Below are 22037 nucleotides of genomic sequence, written 5' to 3' on the forward strand. Positions count from 1 at the left end.
AACACTACTATGGAAGAGATTCAAACACTCAAATTTTTCTGGTTAAAGTACGAGATCAGTGCCATCCAGGCCCTAATTAATAATTCACCCGGCATTGATAGTTTTGTGTTTTCGTATTTTTTTGCGGCCACTGATGACGATAGCAAACCGCTACAGCTGATATCCTATGCGCATATGTCGCCGGCCAATCAGTACAGCAGCTATTACGATACATTAGAGGATTATAATAATAACGCACTGGAGCTGAGCGGACCACTTATCATGAGTAACAATATCATATCCCTGGCCGATATGTTATTGCTTATCAACACCCCAGACCCTAATGGCGACAAACCCGATTACCTGGTATTTGTACCAGATGTGAATGATACCCGCCACATTTATTATGATGTTCAGCGATATAAAAGATCAGGCGTAGGCGATGTTCATCAACCGGCTCCCAGTGTCCCGATCAACACTAATCCATCACCACCAGCAACTATTAGTTAAATCATCTGACCATATTCCCGAATGTTTAAAGTATTTCAGATCGTTATTGATTGGTCAGAAGTTTGGGCGTTATTAATACCTATATCCTTATTACCATTTAAAAAACAGCCGGCTGTTCTTAAGCCGGTTGTTTTTTACGTTTGGATAGCCCTTTTTATTAACCTGGCTATTGATCTGACCTGGAAAATACGCACTATTTTGCCCCCTAAGTATAACTCCAATAATTATTTGTACAACCTGCATTCAGTTATACGTTTTTTTTTATTCAGCACCTTTTTTATAAAGCTTAAACAACCTTTTTTAACAACCATAAAAAAAATCATTCCTTTTTTCTTTATAGCCTTTGTTGTTATCAATTTTTGCTTTTACGAAAACTTTTTTGATTACTGGAAGCTAAGCAGCCGTTTGTTATCGGTTGAAGCCATTCTACTATTGTTTTATACACTCCAGTACTATCTATTTAAAATTAACGACCATGTGGATGTCAATATTTTCAACTCAGACTTTTGGATAGTTACCGGTTTGGGTATTTATGTTACAATTAATTTCTTTATATTTCTTTTATACAACGAGTTAACAATACGTTTGCAACACTTTGCAGTAACGCTATGGAATGCACACAACATCTCCTATATTGTGTTTAACTTGTTTATAGCCAAAGGTTTTTATGAATCAAGGGAGCAATGATATTCGTTTGTTACTGGTAGTTGGGATTGCCGCCATGTTGATGCTTTTTATAAGCCTGTTACTTATTTTCATATTCACACAACGCAAAAAACTGCAGTACCAGAATGAGCTACAGGCCATGCAAAATGCGCAGAAAAACCAGCTGATAGAGGCTGCGGTAAGAAGTGAGGAAATTGAACGCCATCGCATTGCCGAAGAATTGCACGATGAAATAGGAGCTTTATTAGGCTCATCAAGTCTGCATTTTTACAGTGTTAATACGGAAGATTGCGACGAACAGAGTCAACGTTTATATCAAAAAGGCCGGGATCTGCTGGATGAGGGGATCAATAAAATACGGAGCGTATCGCACAGCCTGCATTCCAGTATATTGCAGGAGTTTGGTTTAAATGAAGCTATTAGTCATTTTTGCAGCAAAATATCGCACGAATCTATCGTAGAGATCAATGTGACATTAGATAACAGCTACCCCACCCAGGTAGGACAAAACGATATCAGTATTTATCGTATTGTGCAGGAGTTTATCCATAATATAACCAAACATGCCAGGGCCACAAAAATATTTGTACGGTCTATCTATCTGAATAAAACGTTAATGCTAACCATTACTCATAATGGCAATGGCCTTACGCAAACTCATTTTGAGGAATTAAGGTTTAAAAAAGACGGACTGGGCCTAAAAAACATACAAAATCGGATAATTCTGCTCAAGGCTGATCTTAAATTTTCGCACCACGCAGGCGGATACGCCATTGATATTTCGGTACCTATTGATTAGGACAAAACTGCCTTATAATACTAAATCCTTCTTGCAATCACTGCAGCAAAAGGCATTCATGCTATTCATTTTTTAATTCAAAAGCTTAAACTATAGTATATATATAGCATTTATAGCTTTTAGGAATATTTATTATTTTTTTTCATGAAAGTTTAATTATTTTTATGGCAACAACCTAAATAATAATGCAAAAAATAAAAGTAGCCATAGCCGATGATTATGCCATATTCAGAGATGGATTAAAAGTAGGGCTTAACCGGGATAAAAACCTGGAGGTAGTACTTGAGGCGGATAACGGCGAGGAGTTATTGCAGCAGATTGAACTCATACAGCCCGATGTTATTTTAATGGATCTGAAAATGCCCATTATGGATGGCATGGAAGCAACCAAACAAATCCGCAAGAAATACGATAACATTAAAATATTGATAGTGACTATGTATGATGAGGCCAAATTCATTATACACCTGATGGAAAATGGAGCTAATGGCTACCTGCTTAAAAATGCCGACCCCAAGGAGATCCGTAAAGCTATTTACTCCGTTCATGAGGATGGATATTATTTTAATGATATTGTAAACAAGGCCCTGTTAAAAAAATTGGTTATTAAAGGCAATGTTAAACCATCATTTAACCAGGATGTTGAATTTTCTGAGCGCGAACTGGATGTATTGAAAATGATATGTAACGAAAAAACTGCTACCGAAATAGGCTCAGAACTATTTTTAAGTCCCCGCTCTGTAGAGGGTATCAGGCAACGTATTATCGAAAAAATTGGCGTACGTAATACCGCCGGTTTAGTGATGTTTGCTGTTAAAAACGGAGTGATATAAACCCCCTCCTATTCATCAAATTTTAAGAGGTAGTATTTTTAAGCGGTTATAGTCACATAACCGACTCATTTTTGGTGCAAAAAATCGAGTACCTCTTCCCTCCCTTATCCAGGCATTTTTGGCCTTTTGAGTGTATTCCTAAAAGTTTTATACTCAAAAATAAGCACAAATAACAAACTGATAAACAGCATAATATGCGCTATTTACTTATAGCACGTAAAAATACTTTATCTACTAATTAGGTATTTATACTGTGGTAAAACGCGTCATCTCTCCCGTACTTTATGTTGTGCAATGAAGCTTCAATGAAGGCACAAAAACCAAATTTATTTACATCTAATCAAAAAAAAACAAAGAAATGGCAAAGTTAAGTTTAACCCAGGCAGAATTAGCTGCCCTTGATGCATTGATCGCTGAATTAAAAGGTGACAGCAAAACCGTAGAAGCAGAAGTAGGTTCAGCAGCATTTATTGCAGCTATAGCCCGTACTGCTATTGCAGCTACTAAAGTAGCAGTTAAAGCAACTCCAGTTGTAGCCAACGTTGCTCAGGTAGCTACTGCTATCATTGCTGGTAAAGAAGCTAATGACGAAGTGAGCAAATCATTGAATGCTCATGCACAAGAAGGTTTATCATTAGATAAACTGATTGAGCTTCGCAAAAAATTCAATTAATTAAAAACCTATGGAGGAGAGCATCGGCCAATGCTCTCCTTTCTTTAATCATTAAACAAGTAAAATTATGATGGCAAAATTAGATGCAACTGTTATATATGAGATTATAGTAACAGTTTTCCTGGCCTTTTGGTTTTTAATAACCATCATTTGCCAGTTTAAAGATAATCAGTTATCAAACTTTTTTAAACATAAGGTTGATGTATTTGGCCTTATCCCCTTGTGGACATTTTTTGCTCCCCACCCCGGTAAAAGAGATTATCACCTGCTGTACCGCGATAAAATTACTGAGGATAATTACAGTGAATGGCATGAAATCGACATCACCGAAGAACGCAGCTTTTGGTCGTGGTTGTGGAACCCCGAAAAGCGCGATAAAAAGATACTATCAGACGTGGTTCAGAGCCTCGTATCCATTATACCCGCTTACCGTAAAGAAGAAGTAAATCTTAATCTGCTCATGTTCTCGATGCCTTATATCGTTGTACTACATGCTGTTAGTCAGCGTAAAAAGCAATCACCAGACGCTCAGCGCCAGTTTATGCTGGCCGAAACATCGGGTTATCAAAAAGAAACCGAACCGGCATTGGTATTACTATCCGTTTTTCATCAAATATAAAACAGTCATGATCTCATTTAACAATACTACCCAGCTTATACTCCTCATCCTGAGCGTTGGCGTATTCATCTCGGCCATGGAGTACATTAAAAAAATCCAGATATTCTCATCCAATGGCTTACTTTCCTGGAATGTAATGCAACTTAAATGGAGTAATCAGGATCAAAAAACTTTATTAAAACCTCTTTTTAAACTCTTTAACGAGCAGGGACTGGCGGCATTATTTATCATCCGTTGCCTGCTTCTTATTGGGTTATTATTTTTTCCGCTGCAATCTACTTTTGGCTGGATACTAATAAGCTTATTAGGAGTTAGCCTGTTAACCAGTTCGCTGATTACCTATTATGGCAGCGACGGATCTGATCAGATGAGCATGCTCATTATCATCACCTTAATCATATGCAACCTGCCGGGCCTATCTTCTCCGCGGTTAACCGAAATTGGTTTATGGTTTATTGGCTTGCAGGCCTGCCTATCTTATGCAGTAGCAGGTATTGCTAAACTGGTATCGTCTGAATGGCGTAGCGGAACTGCTGTTAAGGATGTATTTTCTACAAAAACATACGGATCAAAAAAAGCCACGATGTTTCTTCAAAAATATCCTGCTGCTAATAGCTTTCTATGCTGGAATGTGATGATCATGGAAACACTGTTCCCATTGTGTTTGTTTTTACCCTGGCAATATGCCATGATCTTCCTGATCTGGGGTTTTACATTCCATTTCCTTACCGCGCTTATTATGGGCCTTAATTCCTTTTTCTGGGCGTTTATGGCTACTTATCCCGCGCTATACTTTATCAATCACCAAATGCCATGGCACCTGTTTTAAATAAGCATAAGGATATTATCCTGTTTGATGGCGTGTGCAATTTTTGCAATAGCTATATCAACTACGTAATAGCACATGATAAGGCCGACAGGTTTGCATTTGCGCCCTTACAGAGTCATACGGCAGTGCGCCTGTCGGCCAGGTTTGGGATTGATTTCCAGGAATTGAACAGTGTTGTGGTGATTCACGGCGATGAGGTTTATACCGAAGCCACCGCCGTGATCCACATCATCAAAAAACTGAGTACCATTTGGCTGCCATTGGCTTACCTGGCCCAGCTGGTACCCACATCCATTGGTAACCGCATCTACCAATCGTTCGCGCAGAAACGGTACACTTTGTTTGGGCAATCGGCAACCTGTATGGTGCCCACTGCACAGGTAAAACATAAATTTTTAAGCTAGATACACCTATTATTTAAATCATCACCCACCATTAAAATTCATTTAAGTATGAAAGATCAAAACGCCAGTGTTCAATCAGATGCACTTTTTTATGCTCAATTTTTAAAAATCGCCATTGAGTTTCATAAAACTTACCCAAATGTACTGAATCCTACCCAGAAGGATTATGGAGTAGTTTTTCCAGAGGGGTATAAATTATTGTACAACATCCAGATGAACGATACTCCTCCAAGCGATAATCCTCTTGTCCCTTCCCCTACACCCACCCCAACCCATTTTGGTTTTATAGCTATTGATAACAACCACGACCTTGTTGTTGCTATCCGTGGAACTCAAACCACCCCGGAAGAGAAGATCGATGCCGAAACCGCCCTTGTACCTTGGAAATCCGAAGGCCAAGTGGAGGTTAATGTAGAAAGAGGCTTTAGAGACCTGTATGATACTCTCCAACTTTGGTACCCGGGAACGAATCAGGTTGAAGATAAGGATGCGATCCTGGTTGCTTCATTCAAAACGATAACCATGATTGGCCACAGCCTGGGATCGAGCCTGGTAACTTTATATGGCGCGCACGTCGCGGCGGCCAAAAAACAAAACAAAAATGTAATTATTTATACCCTGGCTTCGCCACGTGTCGGCGACAAGACCTTTGTTGATTATTACCAAAAGGCTGGCCCACAAACCTACCGCATTTACAACGAACCGGATACCGTTCCCAATTCGCCGTCGTCATTGCTGGGTTATGAGCACGTTTCGGCGGAAGAGGTTCCACTAAACTCCCTGGACTATCCGTTGATAGCGCGATATGAAGCATGCTGGCATTCGCTGTACACCTATTTATTCTTGCTGAAGAATCCTAAACAAGATACAATAGACCAAGATATAATAGACCATGGCTGCCTCGCTCCAGTGCATTAATTAAAATAAAGCTGACTGATCTGCTTTTGCGCCGTGGCAGGGTTATACCGCCACGCGCATGGCAGAACTGAACAATAAGATAATCATCCTCTATCAAAAAAATTTAATTATGAAAAATCAAAACCTTAGCGCTACGGTACCACCAAGCGCGCTTCAGTATGGGCTTTTTGTAAAAGCAGCAATTGACGTTTATACCCTTTATCCAACGGTACTGAGCCCCACTCAAGATCAATATCCAAGCTTTCCAGGCGGGTATACTTTAGTGGCCAATATCCAGATGAATGATTTTTTAGGAACAGATAAAACCACGGCTTATTTTGGTTTTATAGCAGTTGATAATGCTAACCCTACCAGCATTGTTGTTGCCATCCGCGGAACAAAAAGTATCATGGAATGGTGGGATGATTTCCAGGTTTCATCCACACCCTGCCCATTTGCACCAAACTCGGGCAAAGTAGAAAGCGGTTTTTTAGAGCTTTATAGCAGTCTTCATATTTCAAATCCGGGAAGTACCGGTAACACCATCGCACTTAGGGAAACTGTAGTTGCCGGATTAAAAAGCGAATTTGACCTGGGTAAATACAAACAGGTAACCATGGTTGGCCACAGCCTGGGATCGAGCCTGGTAACTTTATATGGTGTAGACATGGCCGCCAAAAACAGCGACAAGGAAGTATCTATTTATACCTTCGCCTCGCCATGCACAGGTGATCAGGATTTTGTTAATTATTACAATACTATTATCCATGAAAGCTACCGCATTTACAACGAACCGGACATCGTTCCTAAATCGCTGTTATTACTGGGTTACAGCCATGTTCCGGTAGGCATTGAGGTAAACTCCCTGTTAGATTCGTGGATAAAGCAAACCATAGGATGTTTTCATTCACTGGGTACTTATTTATACCTGGTGGGTGGTGAGTCAAGCCTCGTAGGTGCTCCCTGCACGGTTACTACACCATAACAACTATACTAATGATGGAATAGCACAAAAATCTCAATCATGAAAAATCAAAAATTTGGCGTTATGCCTCCATCCGCGTTGGATTATGGGTATTTTATAAAGGCAGCTTACGACGTTTATAATGCTTTCCCCGATGTGCTGAGCCCTACTCAGGATCAGTACCCGGAATTTCCAAGCGGCTATCGTTTGCTTTTCAATATCCAGATGAGCAATTTCTTCGGACCGATCTTAAAGCCGGTTTATTTTGGATTTGCCGCTATCAACCTGTCGAATCCCTCCAATATCGTTATCGCCATCCGCGGCACCGTAGGCTGGATGGAATGGTGGGACAACCTGCATGCGTATCCGGTGCCTTGTCCGTTTGCGCCTAACTCAGGCAATGTAGTTGCTGGTTTTTTAGATCTGTATAACAGTCTTAAGATCTTAGTACCCGGTGCCTCATCAATAGAGAACGCCATTGCCCTGAGCGAAACCGTAGTTCCTGGTCTGAAAAGCGTATTTAACCTGGATAATTATACACAGGTAACCGTAGCCGGGCATAGTTTGGGTGCAAGCCTGGCAACTTTATATGGTTTACATATGGCGGCTACTAACAGCAAACGGTCGGTTGTTATTTATACCTACGCATCGCCATGTACCGGCAATGCTGATTTTGTTAAATATTACAACACCGTTATATCCGAAAGTTACCGCATATATAACGAACCAGATGTGGTGCCTAAAATTTTATTGTGGCTGGGATACAGCGCCGTACCTGTGGGTTTCGAGCTTAATTCTTTGCTTGATCCTAACGTAAAACAGTCCATAGGATGCTATCACTATCTGACTACTTATTTATACCTGTTAGGTGCGCCAGCCAGTATTTTAGGTACCTGTGCCACAACCTAAGCCCTTAATTCATCATATATAAACCTACCCGTGGAAAGCAAAAAGCCTGTAAATGGAAACATTTACGGGCTTTGTTATTAACACATAATTCATGATGGCTTAAACATGAGTTTGCAGTATAATGCTATCATTAAATCAAAAAAGATGCGCATCTCGTTTCCTAAAAAAATGTTTAAGCAGTTTTATGCCTGTCCGCTCGATGAGTTGGAGGAAGAACTCTCCCGTTCCTCTATCCGGATGAAACTACAGGATGGACCCAAAACCGACGAAGACCGCGCACTCTATCAAGATGAGCTGGACCGCATGAGTGTACTCAAATACATTAACCAGTTACGTAAAGGAAAACTAAGCCGCGAAGATTTTGGCTTAAAAGTAGATTTGGTTGATAGTGGTGAATAACTCGGTTTAAACAACACAAAAACTTTCCAAAACACTTCCGTTTTATACAATTTATGCAATTGTATTCTTTATTTATTTGTGCTGATTATTTAAAAGTTAACTACGTGTAATAAGATATGCATTTAACAGTCAAACAGTTATTTTACTTAACTTTATAAATAGATTGTTTGGGATAGATAAATTATCCTCACGGATATGTTGAAATAAAACAATAGATGATATTTAAAGAATTTGCACCGGGGGAGCGACTTAAGCCTTATATCAAGTGCTTGTATTATTACGAGTCGGGTTCGGCGGTGGATTATGATGATATTGTATTCCCGAGCGGCAATACGGAAATAATTTTTAATCTGGGCCAAGGTCATTGGCAGGCTAAAAAGGATGGTGCTTTTTATACTACCCCTCCCATTGAGCTTTGGGGTCAAATCACTAAACCATTATCCATTAAATCATTAGGCGAAAACACGATGATGGGTGTACGGTTCTATCCACATTCAGCAGCTTATTTTTTTAATGAAAGCGTGGCCGAGTTTAATAATGAGGTTGTTAACGCCTCCGATCTGATGGGTACATCGGTAAAAACCCTATATGCCCGTTTGCTGGATACCAATGATCTGGATAAGCGGATAGCCTTAATTGAAGATTATTTATGGAACAGACTGGTGCTATTTGAGAAAAAGCACAGCAAGATCAATTTCATTGGTCAGATTGTGCATAGTTTATATCACAACAATTCCGGCAACGAAAAAATAGAAGCTATCTCGGTTCGTAATAATATATCAGCACGTTATCTGAATATGTTGTTTTCGCAATACACCGGGCTGCCGCCAAAGTTATTTTGCAAAATAAACCGCTTTCAGCATAGCCTGAACCTGGTAAATGCCAATGGGCAAAACTTAACCAACATTGCGTATGAGTCGGGCTATTTCGATCAGTCGCACTTTATCAGGGAGTTTAAGTCGTTTACCGGCATAACGCCCAATTCCTTTGCAGCACAGGCATCTCCTATTAACCAGGTGCTGGCGGGCAATTAATCTTCTGCTATTCTCCACTGCACTTTTTTCAATTATTAAAATTGAGCTCTATTTAAGCGAATTTTAAAATTGCTGACCCATCATTGCCGATTTGTACAATTTCCTGAAATCCAGGCAGCATAATTTTGTATCAACAAATAAAAAATCAGCAAAAATGAAATTAGCAAAAAAACCAGAAGAGGTACACGCAACATTGGCAAGTGCCTTTAACACCGGCAATGTAGACACGGTATTAAGTATGTATGATGTTACCGGTATTATTGTCCCAGAACCCGGCAAACCTGTTTCCGGAAAAGAAAATTTTGAAGAAGCCATTAAAGGTATATTATCCATCAAAGGTAAAATGGATATTAAAACCGTTTACTGCATCCAAACCGGCGATACGGCTTTGGGCCGGTCTGAATGGAGCATTACCGACAATGGCGAGGTTAAGATAAGCGCCAAAGGAATTGAAATAATGAAGCAACAGGCTGACGGCAGCTGGAAAATTTTGTTCGATCATGCTTTTGGCGCCGAAGCTGATCTTGTAGCTTAATATCGGCAACCCTATAAAAGGCCAGCAAATTTGCCGGCCTTTTATATCTTAATAATCTCATATTTCCGATTTGTACAATTTCCGGATAGCGGAGTATCTTAATTTCGTATCAACATAATAAATATACAGATGAAAAATAAATTTGAACCGTTTTTAGCCCTACACCAGCAATCAGAACCTTTATTAATAGGCAATGTTTGGAATGTGCAAAGCGCTAAAGTATTTGAGCAAAAAAACTTTAAGGCTATAGCCACCTCCAGCTTTGCATTAGCCGAAACTTTAGGATATGAAGACGGACAGGATATCCCTTTTGAAGATTACCTTTTTGTTGTGAAACGTATCGCGGCATCGGTGTCCATTCCCTTTTCTGTCGACCTGGAAGCTGGTTATGGCGATACTCCGGAGCAAATAGTAGGCAACATCATTCAGTTGTACAATCTCGGTGTATCAGGCATCAACATAGAAGACTCGGTGGTGGTTAACGGGCAAAGAAGTATTGGAAATGCAGAAATTTTTGCAGAGAAGCTAACACGTATATGCGAGCTGCTAAATGCCGAAAATATAAAGATCTTTATCAATTTGCGTTCAGATTCTTTTCTGCTGGGCTTGCCCAATGCTTTGGAAGACGCTCTTAGCAGGATAGCCCTCTATCAAAATACGGGGGTACATGGCTTATTTTTTCCTTGCGTAAGCCAGATATCGGATATGCAAAAGCTTACCCAAAGCACAAAGCTGCCCATCAATGTAATGTGTATACCCGGTTTACCCAACTTTAAGCAATTACAAGAGGCTGGTGTTAAAAGAATTAGCATAGGCGCCTTCTTAAACAGATCGATTTACCAGAAAATGAATACCACAATTGATCAAATTATAGAGGAAGGCAGTTTCGATAGTCTTTTTTAAACTATACTTAAAAGGATGGTACCCCCCACCCAAACCCTCCCGGGGAAAGTAATAGCCCATCATTGACAGTTATCCTCAAACGGGTTTCATGCTGAGCTCCGTCGAAGCATGGTGGGCGGGCCTTTGCGCTCTACCCTTCGACGGAGCTCAGGGTGACACCCCTCTTTTTGGACTATTTTGTTAAAAAGTGGGTTTACACTTTTCACGGTTAACATCTATTTACATTATTGATTATCAATAGTATATGAAAAAATAGGGCAAATTTATGTAAACCCACTTTTTGCTCATTCAAGTACCCGCGCGTACTGCTTAATTCATATAATATAACGACAGAGACAACAGCATAAAATACCCAACATCTGATTGTGCAAACTGACCTTTCATATTTTTAAGTGCGGCAACCAGGTGGTTTTTTACCGTATTCCTGGATATCTGCAAACGTTCGGCAATTTGTTCATAGGAAAGCCCCTCTTCCCTGCTCATTCTAAAAACCAATTGTTGCTGCGGAGGTAAATTATTTAATGCCGAAGCGGCAAATGCCTGTAAACTATTTAAAATCACCTGTTCTTCGGCCTCATTGTGCAACTCAGTTATGGATGCCCACAAACGTTCCAGCCCTTCTTTAGAAGCGGCTGCTTTTTTCATGGAGTTAAGTGTTAACCGCCTGCCAATGGTAAACAGGTAGGGTCCTATGGGATATTCTTCTTTTAGCTTTTCTCGATTTATCCAAAGATTCAGAAAAGACTCCTGTACCATCTCTTCGCTTTGTTCCTTACTTTTTAAAAACCGGTAAGTAAAATTATAAAGCCGTTTACCATATATATCATATAATTCGCGAAAAGCGACCTGATCTGAGTTTTTCAGACGGCTTACATAATTTGCTGCAGGGGTTTCAAGTAGCTTCACAAAATCGGGTTGATGGGTCTACAATAAATCAAATCTAAAAAATATTACCAATAAACAATATATAATCAAAACGGCTTTTTTACCCAATGTAAAACGTTTTTTCATTACGCCGTGAATTTGAGCATAGTGACCATAAATAAAAAAATATTTTTTTGAAACTGCACTAGCCCTAAAGCAATTCCGGGTTGTATTACGCCATATATTACCTTCTGATATCTATACTATGAATAAAGAAAGCATCAATAACCTGCTTAAACAATATATCGATAACACCATCACTAAAAATGATCTGGAAGAATTGATGCATTATATTTCCAGTGCCTCAACCGATGAAGAGTTGCATCGGTTAATGAAAGAGCAATGGGAACTTGAAGAAAATGTTTATTCATTTGACGATCTGCAAAGCGAACTACTGTATCAAAAAATAGTAGCCGATCCAAAATTTGGCCATTACAATAACGAAATTATAACGAACAAACCTGTTTTCCCCTTCAGGCGACTTATCTCTATAGCTGCCGGTTTATTACTTTTTTTAGGGTTAGGATCGGCTATTTATTACTATTTAAGAAGACCGGCACTTCAGCAAAAGGTGGTTTACGAAGAAAAAACGGTACCCTTTGGTCAAAAGATACAAATACAATTGCCCGATGGCACCATTGTTTGGATAAACTCAGGCAGCAAATTAAAATTTCCGGTAAAATTTACAGGAACAAAAAGAGAACTATTTCTAGACGGCGAGGCTTATTTTGATGTAGCACATGATGCATCAAGACCATTTATTATACATACCGGCAAAGTATCCACACAGGTATTGGGGACCGCCTTTGATATTAAAGCCTATGGATCAAATGAGTTTGATGTAACAGTAGCCCGTGGTAAAGTAAGTGTAGGGCTTATAGATCAGCAATTAGGGGTATTAACCGCCGAACAGGGTTTAAGCTATAATAGCATCAGCAAGATATCAAAAAAGTACCCGGTGGTTCTCTCCAAATTAAGGTGGATGTTCGGTGATCTCATTTTTGATAATATAAAGATGGCCGATGCGGTGAATACACTGGAAAGATGGTATGATATTAAAATAACATTGACCGATCCGCAGATCCGGTCGCGCAGGTTTAGCGCTTCCTTTTTAAAGCACGAACATATTGGCCAGGTATTAAATGTACTAAGCGAAATAGCACATTTTAGCTATAAGCAGCAAGGCAACATCTTTATTATCCAAAAACAACAACAATAAACAATTAATAATAACCCTATTAAATTAAATAACAGAGAAATATGAAAAAAACCTAACTCTCCCAAAGCCACCTGTTACAGATGGCGCACCCTCATTAAAAAAAACCGCTGTGGCGCCAACCACAACGGCTTTTATTTGATAGCAGAGCTGATATCTCTGCTTATCTGATTGAGTTTAAACAAGTTTGTGAACCGCTTAAATCAAAGTAAAATTATGAAATTTTTACTGTTAAAATTTTTTTCTCCTCCTCAAAGGAATTCTTCATCAATTTCAATTCTCCTAAGTGTCATGAGGTATACCACCGTAACCTTAACCGTTTTGACTATTTGCTGCAGTACACTGCTGGCCAGCGAAATAAAAGGTCAAACCATCAGGGATGTTAATGTTAACCTGGGCGTTAACAATAACAACCTGGAGTACGCGGTAAAGCAAATTGAAAAACAAACAGATTTTCGATTTGCCTTTAAACGCAGCGAAATGAAAGACTATCAGCATATCACCTTACCTAAGGCCAACCGCACGGTAGAAGAAACGCTTTTACTATTGCTTAATCGTACAGGCCTGATGTATAAGCAATGGAACAACTATATCTTATTGGTTCCTAAACCGGCACCGGTCACTAAGCTACCTGGAGCTAAGGCTCCGGTAGTGGCCGATGATATTACGGTAAAGGGAAAGGTGACCGATAAGACAACCGGCGAGCCCCTGATAGGTGTATCTATCCGGGTAAAAGGCGGCACTTTAGGTGTGGTAACGGATGCCAGTGGCTCTTACAGTATTTTAGTACCCGATAATGGTACACTGGTAGCCTCATATATTGGTTATCAAACGGCAGAAGTTCCGGTTAATAAAGGCCGTCTGCTCAACATATCGTTACAACCTGCGGCCAATAACCTGAATGAGATCGTAGTAGTGGGTTATGGCTCGCAAAAGAAAGGCGAGATCACATCGGCCACAGCCCATACCGATACAGCCGATTTCAGACAAAGCGGTTCGCGTAACGCGCTTGATCTCATACAGGGTAAAGTTGCCGGCTTACAAATCACCCGTACAGGAGGCTCAAACCCAAACTCGGGTGTTGCCATACAATTGCGGGGTGTTGTAACCGTAACCGGCGATTCGGGTCCGCTGATTGTAATTGATGGTATACCAGGCGGTAACCTTGACCTTTTACAACAGGACGATATAGAATCTATAGACGTATTGAAAGACGGATCGGGTGCAGCCATTTATGGTACAAGCGCCAATGCAGGTGTAATTTTGGTAACTACCAAAAAGGGTAAGGCTGGTCCACCGCAATATGCTTATTCCAACTACTTCCGAAGGGAGTATCTGTCTAAGCGCCCAGATTTTTTAACCGCGGCTGAATTTAGGGATAAGATCAATTCGAAACAGCTTGATGCTACCGATTATGGTCATACCTCCGATTTTTTTAACGACCTGGTACATAAAAATAACCTGTCGCAAAACCACAACTTTTCGTTGATGGGCGGAACCGACAAGACCAGCTATCGCGCCAGCATCAATTATCGTAACCTGGAGGGCTTTGCCAAACAAAACGATCGCAGGGAATACACCCTTCGTTTAAACGTTAACCAAAAAGGCCTTAAAGACCGTTTAACTACACAAATAAACCTCGTTACCAACTTTAACAACGCCAATTTATTAGGCGGCGGTGGTTGGGAAGATCAGCTCAGTAAAAACCCTACACTATCTAACTATAATCCCGACGGCAGCTTTTATTTTGAAAACACCAGTACCAACCAGCTTGCACGTTTAATGCAGGAAACCAATAAGCGTAAACAGCAAACTACCGCTGCCGACGCCAAAATGGATCTGCAGATTATTGATGGCCTAAAGGCTTCAATTTTTGGTTCGGTACAACGCGACAGTTATATTGATGGTGCCTACCGCGATCTGAAAAGTGAGTTTTCCATTGAGAATGATGTTTATAAAAATGGAGGTTATGCATCAAGGGCAACTGCTTTAAACCAGAACTTTGCCGTTGAGCCTACCATTCAGTATAACCGTACGTTTGCGCATGACCAAACCCTTACCGCCATATTTGGTTATAGTTACCGCTATAATGTTAACGAAGGTTTTAACGCCAATAACTATGGTTTTGTAAACGACATTTTTGAAGAAAACAACCTCGGCGCCGGTAACCAGCTATCTGCCGGTAAAGCAGGCATGGGAAGCTATAAAAACGATAATAAGCTGATTGCTTTTTTTGGCAGGGTAAATTATTCTTTTAATGATAAATACCTGGCTCAATTCATATTACGTAAAGAAGGCTCATCCAGATTTGGCGCTAACCATAAATGGGGATATTTCCCGGCAGCTTCTGCCGGTTGGGCAGTTACCCGCGAGGATTTCATGAAGAATGTAAACTTCATTAATTACCTTAAACTAAGAGTTGGTTACGGTATTACCGGTAACTCGGGCTTTAATAATTATGCCTCACTGGTTACGCTCGGTACAGGTGGCATCTATCGTTTCCCCGACGGTGAATATCGCCAAACCTACGGCCCAGACCGTAATCCTAACCCCGATCTGCGTTATGAGAAAAAGAAAGAGCTGAACATCGGTGCCGATTTTACTCTTTTTAACAACCGCATTACCGGTGCTATTGATGTGTACAACCGTAAAACACAGGATCTGCTGGATACCTATGTAACACCGCAACCACCGTTCATCCGCTCAAGTATCTATGCCAATGTGGGTACTATATCGGCCAAGGGTATTGAGTTATCATTAAGTTTTGCTGCCATCAAAAACAAAAACTTTAAATGGAACATGGACTTAGCCGCCAGCACTACCAAAAACACGCTTGATTCTTATTCTAATTCCATTTACAAACAGGAGTATAAAACCTTTGGCGGTATTGGCGGCTTTGGTGCTTTGGGCGATGCTATCCGAACATACGAAGGTGGCAAGCTGGGCGAGTTCTGGGGTAAACGCTTTGCAGGATTTGATGCCGACGGCAAATGGTTGTTTTACAAACGCGACGGTTCAAAAGTTCGTAATGATCAAATCAATAACTCTTTTGATCGTAATGTTACCGATTACGCCCCTATCGGTAATGCCATACCTAAATATTACGCCTCCTGGACAAACACCTTTAACTACAAAGGTTTTGATCTGAGGGTGTTTTTAAGAGGTAAATTTGATTACGACATCTTAAATACCACCGCTATATCTTATGGCAATAAGGTAAGTAAAACCAACCTGTTAAGAAGCGCCTTTACCAAGTATTCCCAAATCAATGATACCTATATGTACTCTGATTACTACCTGGAAAGCGGAACATTTGTAAAGCTTGACGAGGTAACGTTTGGTTATACTTTTAAGTTAAAAACCAATTACATACGTAATCTGCGGGTTTATGTATCCGGGCAAAACCTGGCCACTATGACCAAATACACTGGTAACGACCCAGATTTTATTGCTGATACCGGCCTAGGCCCAGGTATTGACGGCCGTGGCCCATACCCAAGCACCCGTACTTTTTTACTTGGATTAAATGTTGGTTTCTAATCTGTATAACATGAAAAAATTAAATTATCTGATCAGGTACAGCCTGTTAGTAGCTGTATTAATATGCGGGAATGCTTGTACCAAGCTTGATGAAAAAGCTTATGATACCCTGCTCACAAGCAATTTTTATAATAACAAAAACGAGGTTCTTTCGGCCGTTTTGCGGCCTTATACCCATGCCAATGCCTGGGTTACGCCATCCGGCCAGGACGGCTGGTGGCGCCCAAGCGAGCTTTCTGCCGATCAGCTGGCATGGCCAACCAAAGGCAGGCATGGCGAAGATGGCGGCAAATGGAAAAGATTGCATTACCATACCTGGACTAATGACGAAGGCGGCATTAACAATGCCTGGTCGTTAATGTACTGGGGCATGGGTTTATGTAATGATCCCATCGAAAACATCAGTAAACTGGATCTGAACCGTATGGGGATCACCCAAACTGAAAAAGACGCCTATCTTGCGGAGTTGAAGCTATTGCGGGCTTTCCATTATTTAAAACTGATGGATCTGTTTGGCAACATACCTGTGGTAACACAAGTAGGTATACCGGCAAAGCCTAATACAGTAGCTCGTAAAGATGTTTTCGCCTTTATTGAAAAAGAGATCAAAGACAATATTGACAAAGCACCTAAACTATCACGGGATATGCTGGGCAGGATGACGCAAGCTGGTGGATACGCCATGCTGGTGGAATTATACCTCAATGCCGAAAAATGGTCGGGCACACCCAGGTGGGATGATTGTATAGCTGCAGCCAACAAACTCATTAACGGCGAAGCAGGTGGGCAAAACGGCGCCATGGCTCTTGACCCTAACATCAACGATCAGTTTAAGCCCACAAACGATCAGTCAAAAGAAGTTATATTTTCTATCAGCTATGAGTTTCAGAAGGCCAACTTTCAACCATCCTGGACAGGCGAATTCTACCATTTCCAGCAACAGTTTATCTATGGCGGCAGCCGCAATGGAAATGACGGTGTGGTTTTAATACCAGGCGTATATACCACTTTTGATGACAAAGACCTCCGGAAAAAAGGCTGGTTACTACAAGGCCCTATGCTCCGTTTTGATAACAATCAGCCGGTAATAGCTACGGGTGGCAACGAGTATGACGGGCAGCAATTGGTATTTGTTGATAACATCCGCAAAAACAAGGTTGCTGCGCAAAATGGTACAGATCCTAATGCTTTACCCTCTACCATGAGCGAAGGAGAAGAGAACAGCGGTGTGCGCTTTAATAAATATAAACTGGGTAACCAGGTGGCTGGTTTTGGAGGTATAGCACCTGATCCTAACTATAATAACACCGACTGGAACATTTACCGTTTAACCTGGATATATTTTGCCAAAGCCGAAGCCATCATGCGGAAAAACGGCGGTGCGGCTACAGCTGAGGCTGTACAATTAATTAACGATTGTAAAAAGCGGGCATATAGCACGGCAGACTGGGCAACCATAGCTTATACCCCAGCTACGTTAACACTGAACGAACTATTGGCTGAGAGAGGTCGTGAGTTTATTTTTGAAGGCTTTCGCCGGGACGATCTGATCCGTTTTGGTAAGTTCAGCACCGCAAGCTGGTGGGATCATCAGCCCAGCAATGCAAACAAAGAATTGTTCCCGATACCACAACAACAAAGGGCACTCAATGCCAGTTTAACTCAAAACCCGGGATATTGATCATCTCCAATAAAAAAAGCGCGACCTGTTGCAGGTCGCGCTTTTTTTATTGGATTTAGCCCTTACTTAAAACTTATAAGCAAAGCTCAAAGCAAAGTTCCTTTGCGCTTGCGGAATTATTGAATAATTACCGATATAATATTTTTCATTGGTGATGTTATTCAGGTTAAATGTAATCCTGTAACTATCGGCAGTATAAAACAAACTGGAATTGATCAATACATAACTTGGAAGGTAAAAAATACCCGTTACGCTACTATCTATTGATTTTTGTTCGCTGGCGTAATTACCGCCAACCCCAAAACCAAAGTTCTTAAGATCGCCTCTGGTAAATTTGTATGTTGCCCACAAGTTTGCCAGATCCGGAGCGCCTTGCCCACCCGGGGTTCTGCCTGGCTCGTTATAAAAATCACCGGCATTGCCTTTTAATACTTTGATAGAGTTATGGCTGTAACCCGCTAAAAGATTTAAACCAGGGGCCGGGTTGGCGTTCATATCCAACTCAAAACCTTTACTACCTACTGTACCTCCCTGAAGATAACCATTTATATTGTTCGGATCGGTGTATACCCTGTCTGAAACCCGGATATCATAGTATGACACCGTAATGTTTAACTTATCCGAAAGCAGGTTAGTTTTCACCCCTACTTCCCATTGATTAGCATGCTCCGGCTTAAATGCCTGAATACCTGGGTTATTACCTGAAGAATCAGCTACCGAACGTGGATCGACGTTAATGAAAGCATTCATATAGTTGGCAAAGATCGACACCTTATCCATAACCGGCTGATAAACCAATCCAAATTTTGGTGACAAAAATGTTTGGTTGTAGTTGGAAGTCTTATCTCCGCCAGCACTATTGGCTACATAATGATCAACCCTTAAACTGGCCATAGCTGCCAAAGCCGGCGTAAAATTAATCACATCCGAAACATAGGCGCTGTATGCGCTATTGGTGACATTATTTCTATTTCCGGGCTTACTTGCCAAAAGATTGTCAACCAAACCCTGGGATAGATATACCGGAGGTATGGTATCATGCGTTCCCGGAACCGGATAAGCAACTTCGCCGCTCTGTGGAGTTACATGTCTTACAACGGCATAACCTGTCCCGTTATTGATGGCATTACGACTAAAATAATCCAGCCCGATCAGTAACTGGTTCCGCATGTTCCCAATCTTGAAATCGCCATTAAAATTTTGCTGTACATCAGTTGTACTGGTTGTTTGCTGATCTTTGTGAAGGGTTTGCCCAAAATATTGATCTGTTGGCACACCATCCTCATAAATATAACTATAGTAACCGTTCGATTTTACCGTCGTACGCGAAACCACTGTTTGTGATGTCCATTGGCTGGATATTTTATACAGCATCTGGGCCTGCAAATTAAACCTCGGGTTTTTCATGGTCAGATCATTACTGATGAATGATTCATTGTAATTCAGGTTTAAATCCTTCACCGTTTTAAAAGGTAGCGGGCTCATCCTGTCAGACGGAAAGAATATCGGTGGCACCGCCCTTTCTTCCTGCAATATCTCTGTCAGGAAATGAAACGAAAGTTTATCATTCACTTCATATGTTAAAGCGGGTGCTATAAAAAAAGATTTTTGAAAACCCGCGTTCTGAAAACTATTTTGGTCGGTGTATGCTGCGTTTACACGCAATGCTACTTTTTCTGTTTTGCTCAGCGGGGTGTTGACGTCAGCCGTAACCCGGTTTAAGCCAAAACTACCCACGTTATAAGTAATCTCGCCGCCGGTTGTAAAATACGGCTTCTTGGTAATGGTATTGATCATTCCGCCATAGCTTAAATAAGCCCCGCCAAATAAGGTACCTGATGGCCCCTTGATCACTTGTATCTCTTCCACATCGGCTAAATCAAGGTCTCCGCTGGTTAAACCGGATAGACCATTCATCAATGTTGTCTGGCCTTGAAAACCACGTATCGCGAAATAAGTACCGCCATCTCCGCCTCTGCCTGTTGATCCCCACGTTTTGGTAATTCCAGGCACATTCCGTAACGCATCATCGTACGAGGTAATACCCTGCTGTTTTATTATTTCGGACGAAACCGTATTATAAACCTGCGGGTTCTCCAGGTTTTTCAAGGGCATTTTAGCCACAATGGAGTTTACCTTATTTGATTTTTTTGTTGAAATTACAACCTCCTGTAATTGGGTGGAGTTTTCTTTCAGTACAAAGTTAACCAGTAGAGTTTCACCTGACCGTGTCTCTATGGTTTGTTCCCTTTTCTCAAGCCCTATAAAAGACGCTACCAATGTGTGCGATCCCGGTGTTACCCGTTTAATCTGGTAATGCCCATTTTTATCGGTTAAAGTGGCCTTGTTAGTCCCTTTAATAGTTATGCTCACCAGATCGGCGGGCTTTCCGTCGGCTGTTTTTACAGAGCCACTGATGGTTGCTGTTTGTGCTAATAAAGTTAAGGAGGGTAGCAGGAACAGAAGTAAACAATAAGTAATTTTTTTTATCATAGTTGGTGATTTTGATATGGGGCAAAAGTATCGTTTAAATCGCTCTCAAACAATACTGTTTAAAGCCGTTCCAAATAGGATTTTTCATTCATTTTAAGGGAGATACACATCTGTTTCCCGGATCTGTAACTATTGATAATTTTAATAAATTAAACAAGTATTGACAGTTAGTTTGTAATTTAGAGATTATGAAAAACTCACCAATTACAAGCTACAAGGAGATTTCCCGTTTTATACGGGTACAAATGATTTTATCATTGTTCTTTTTTTCAGCAATCAATGCCTTAGCTGTTCCGCTTGAAAAAGCGTCCGATGCAGCTGTTATCGGGCGATGGGACATCACTATAGACAAGGCAGGTAAAAGTTTGCCGTCATGGTTAGAGGTGCAAAAATCGGGCACTCATATCCTCATCGGTCGTTTCACCTACGCTTTTGGAAGCGCGCGGCCTATCTCAGAAATTAAACCGCATGATGGTAAATATAGTTTCTCTATCCCACCCCAATGGGAAGAAGGAAACCGGAATATGGATTTTGAATTTGAGCTGAAGGGCGAGGAATTAGTGGGTACCATGGTATATACAGATGGGGTAACTTATCACTTTACCGGGGTACGGGCACCATCACTCATAAGGGCTAAGGATCCTGTTTGGGGAACGCCAATTAAATTGTTTAATGGTAAAGACACCAAAGGCTGGCATGCTGATGGTAAAAATCAGTGGACTGTTGAGTCGGGTATTTTACGGAGCCTGCACTCTGGTGCTAACCTGATCACTGATAAAACTTTTAATGACTTTAAACTGCATATTGAGTTTCGTTATCAAAAGGGTAGCAATAGCGGAGTTTATTTGAGAGGCCGGTATGAAGTACAGATCATGGATGTTAAAAGCGGCGAACCGGAACCTATCAACAACCAGTTCAGTGCCATTTATGGCTTTTTGCCGCCGAACAAAATGATGGCAAAAGACGCAGGAGAGTGGCAATCATATGATATTACACTGGTAGGCAGGCTGGTTACTATAGTAGCCAATGGCACTATGGTGATATGCAGACAGGAGATACCAGGAATTACCGGCGGAGCTTTCAATAGTAAAGAAGGCGAACCAGGACCTATTTTGATCCAGGGAGATCATGGGCCGATTGATTATAGAAATATCGTGATCACGCCTGCTAAATAAGGCTGTTAACTATTCTAATAAAACAAAAATGCCTGAGCAGCTGCTCAGGCATTTT

At 40.9% G+C, this 22037-nt stretch carries 21 protein-coding genes; 19 read left to right on the forward strand and 2 right to left on the reverse strand.

Annotated elements, in window-relative coordinates:
• Window positions 1–9 precede the first annotated feature (9 nt).
• From G7092_RS10085 to G7092_RS10155, 15 genes are all read left to right on the forward strand, one after another.
• Window positions 10–489, forward strand: a complete 480-nt coding sequence (locus tag G7092_RS10085) for a hypothetical protein (protein ID WP_166088768.1) — start codon at window positions 10–12, stop codon at window positions 487–489.
• Window positions 490–510: 21 nt separating this feature from the next.
• A complete protein-coding gene (locus G7092_RS10090; RefSeq protein ID WP_166088770.1) occupies window positions 511–1176 on the forward strand; it encodes a hypothetical protein in 666 nt (221 codons plus the stop codon).
• Window positions 1157–1954 carry a sensor histidine kinase gene (locus tag G7092_RS10095; RefSeq protein WP_166088772.1) on the forward strand — a complete coding sequence of 266 codons (798 nt, stop codon included), beginning with the start codon at window positions 1157–1159 and terminating at the stop codon, window positions 1952–1954. The genes G7092_RS10090 and G7092_RS10095 overlap by 20 nt, the downstream gene beginning before the upstream one ends.
• A gap of 185 nt (window positions 1955–2139) precedes the next feature.
• Window positions 2140–2787: a response regulator transcription factor gene (locus G7092_RS10100; protein WP_166088774.1), complete on the forward strand. Its 648-nt coding sequence runs from the start codon at window positions 2140–2142 to the stop codon at window positions 2785–2787.
• Window positions 2788–3145: 358 nt separating this feature from the next.
• Complete coding sequence (locus tag G7092_RS10105) at window positions 3146–3460, forward strand: hypothetical protein (protein ID WP_166088776.1); 315 nt, start codon at window positions 3146–3148, stop codon at window positions 3458–3460.
• 67 nt (window positions 3461–3527) lie between these two features.
• Complete coding sequence (locus tag G7092_RS10110) at window positions 3528–4079, forward strand: hypothetical protein (RefSeq protein WP_166088778.1); 552 nt, start codon at window positions 3528–3530, stop codon at window positions 4077–4079.
• A 7-nt stretch (window positions 4080–4086) separates the two neighbouring features.
• Window positions 4087–4908, forward strand: a complete 822-nt coding sequence (locus G7092_RS10115) for an HTTM domain-containing protein (protein ID WP_166088780.1) — start codon at window positions 4087–4089, stop codon at window positions 4906–4908.
• Window positions 4893–5312 carry a thiol-disulfide oxidoreductase DCC family protein gene (locus G7092_RS10120; protein ID WP_166088782.1) on the forward strand — a complete coding sequence of 140 codons (420 nt, stop codon included), beginning with the start codon at window positions 4893–4895 and terminating at the stop codon, window positions 5310–5312. The genes G7092_RS10115 and G7092_RS10120 overlap by 16 nt, the downstream gene beginning before the upstream one ends.
• Before the next feature lie 213 nt (window positions 5313–5525).
• Window positions 5526–6230, forward strand: a complete 705-nt coding sequence (locus G7092_RS10125; protein ID WP_166088783.1) for a lipase family protein — start codon at window positions 5526–5528, stop codon at window positions 6228–6230.
• Between the two features lie 109 nt (window positions 6231–6339).
• A complete protein-coding gene (locus G7092_RS10130; RefSeq protein WP_166088785.1) occupies window positions 6340–7194 on the forward strand; it encodes a lipase family protein in 855 nt (284 codons plus the stop codon).
• A gap of 39 nt (window positions 7195–7233) precedes the next feature.
• Window positions 7234–8082, forward strand: coding sequence for a lipase family protein (locus G7092_RS10135; protein ID WP_166088787.1), 849 nt, complete (start codon window positions 7234–7236; stop codon window positions 8080–8082).
• A 105-nt stretch (window positions 8083–8187) separates the two neighbouring features.
• Window positions 8188–8481: a hypothetical protein gene (locus G7092_RS10140; RefSeq protein ID WP_166088789.1), complete on the forward strand. Its 294-nt coding sequence runs from the start codon at window positions 8188–8190 to the stop codon at window positions 8479–8481.
• Between the two features lie 215 nt (window positions 8482–8696).
• A complete protein-coding gene (locus tag G7092_RS10145) occupies window positions 8697–9515 on the forward strand; it encodes a helix-turn-helix domain-containing protein (RefSeq protein WP_166088791.1) in 819 nt (272 codons plus the stop codon).
• 154 nt (window positions 9516–9669) lie between these two features.
• Window positions 9670–10050 (forward strand): YybH family protein, encoded by a 381-nt coding sequence (locus G7092_RS10150; protein ID WP_166088793.1) that lies wholly within the window; start codon window positions 9670–9672, stop codon window positions 10048–10050.
• A gap of 129 nt (window positions 10051–10179) precedes the next feature.
• Window positions 10180–10953 (forward strand): isocitrate lyase/PEP mutase family protein, encoded by a 774-nt coding sequence (locus G7092_RS10155; protein WP_166088795.1) that lies wholly within the window; start codon window positions 10180–10182, stop codon window positions 10951–10953.
• A gap of 309 nt (window positions 10954–11262) precedes the next feature.
• On the opposite strand, the gene G7092_RS10160 is transcribed toward G7092_RS10155, so the two are convergent.
• Window positions 11263–11859 carry an RNA polymerase sigma factor gene (locus G7092_RS10160; protein WP_317169990.1) on the reverse strand — a complete coding sequence of 199 codons (597 nt, stop codon included), beginning with the start codon at window positions 11857–11859 and terminating at the stop codon, window positions 11263–11265.
• Between the two features lie 223 nt (window positions 11860–12082).
• Between G7092_RS10160 and G7092_RS10165 the strand changes: the two genes are divergently transcribed.
• From G7092_RS10165 to G7092_RS10175, 3 genes are all read left to right on the forward strand, one after another.
• Window positions 12083–13096: a FecR family protein gene (locus G7092_RS10165; RefSeq protein WP_166088798.1), complete on the forward strand. Its 1014-nt coding sequence runs from the start codon at window positions 12083–12085 to the stop codon at window positions 13094–13096.
• A gap of 288 nt (window positions 13097–13384) precedes the next feature.
• On the forward strand, window positions 13385–16633 hold the full coding sequence (locus G7092_RS10170; protein ID WP_166088800.1) for a SusC/RagA family TonB-linked outer membrane protein: 3249 nt from the start codon (window positions 13385–13387) through the stop codon (window positions 16631–16633).
• Between the two features lie 10 nt (window positions 16634–16643).
• Complete coding sequence (locus G7092_RS10175; protein WP_166088802.1) at window positions 16644–18314, forward strand: RagB/SusD family nutrient uptake outer membrane protein; 1671 nt, start codon at window positions 16644–16646, stop codon at window positions 18312–18314.
• Between the two features lie 66 nt (window positions 18315–18380).
• Here G7092_RS10175 and G7092_RS10180 read toward each other — a convergent pair whose 3' ends face one another.
• Window positions 18381–20807, reverse strand: a complete 2427-nt coding sequence (locus tag G7092_RS10180) for a TonB-dependent receptor (protein WP_166088804.1) — start codon at window positions 20805–20807, stop codon at window positions 18381–18383.
• A 188-nt stretch (window positions 20808–20995) separates the two neighbouring features.
• On the opposite strand from G7092_RS10180, the gene G7092_RS10185 reads away from it, so the two are divergent.
• On the forward strand, window positions 20996–21982 hold the full coding sequence (locus G7092_RS10185; RefSeq protein ID WP_166088806.1) for a 3-keto-disaccharide hydrolase: 987 nt from the start codon (window positions 20996–20998) through the stop codon (window positions 21980–21982).
• Window positions 21983–22037 lie beyond the last annotated feature (55 nt).

Origin of the sequence: Mucilaginibacter inviolabilis, assembly GCF_011089895.1 — a bacterium.
Classification (GTDB): Bacteria; Bacteroidota; Bacteroidia; order Sphingobacteriales; family Sphingobacteriaceae; genus Mucilaginibacter; species Mucilaginibacter inviolabilis.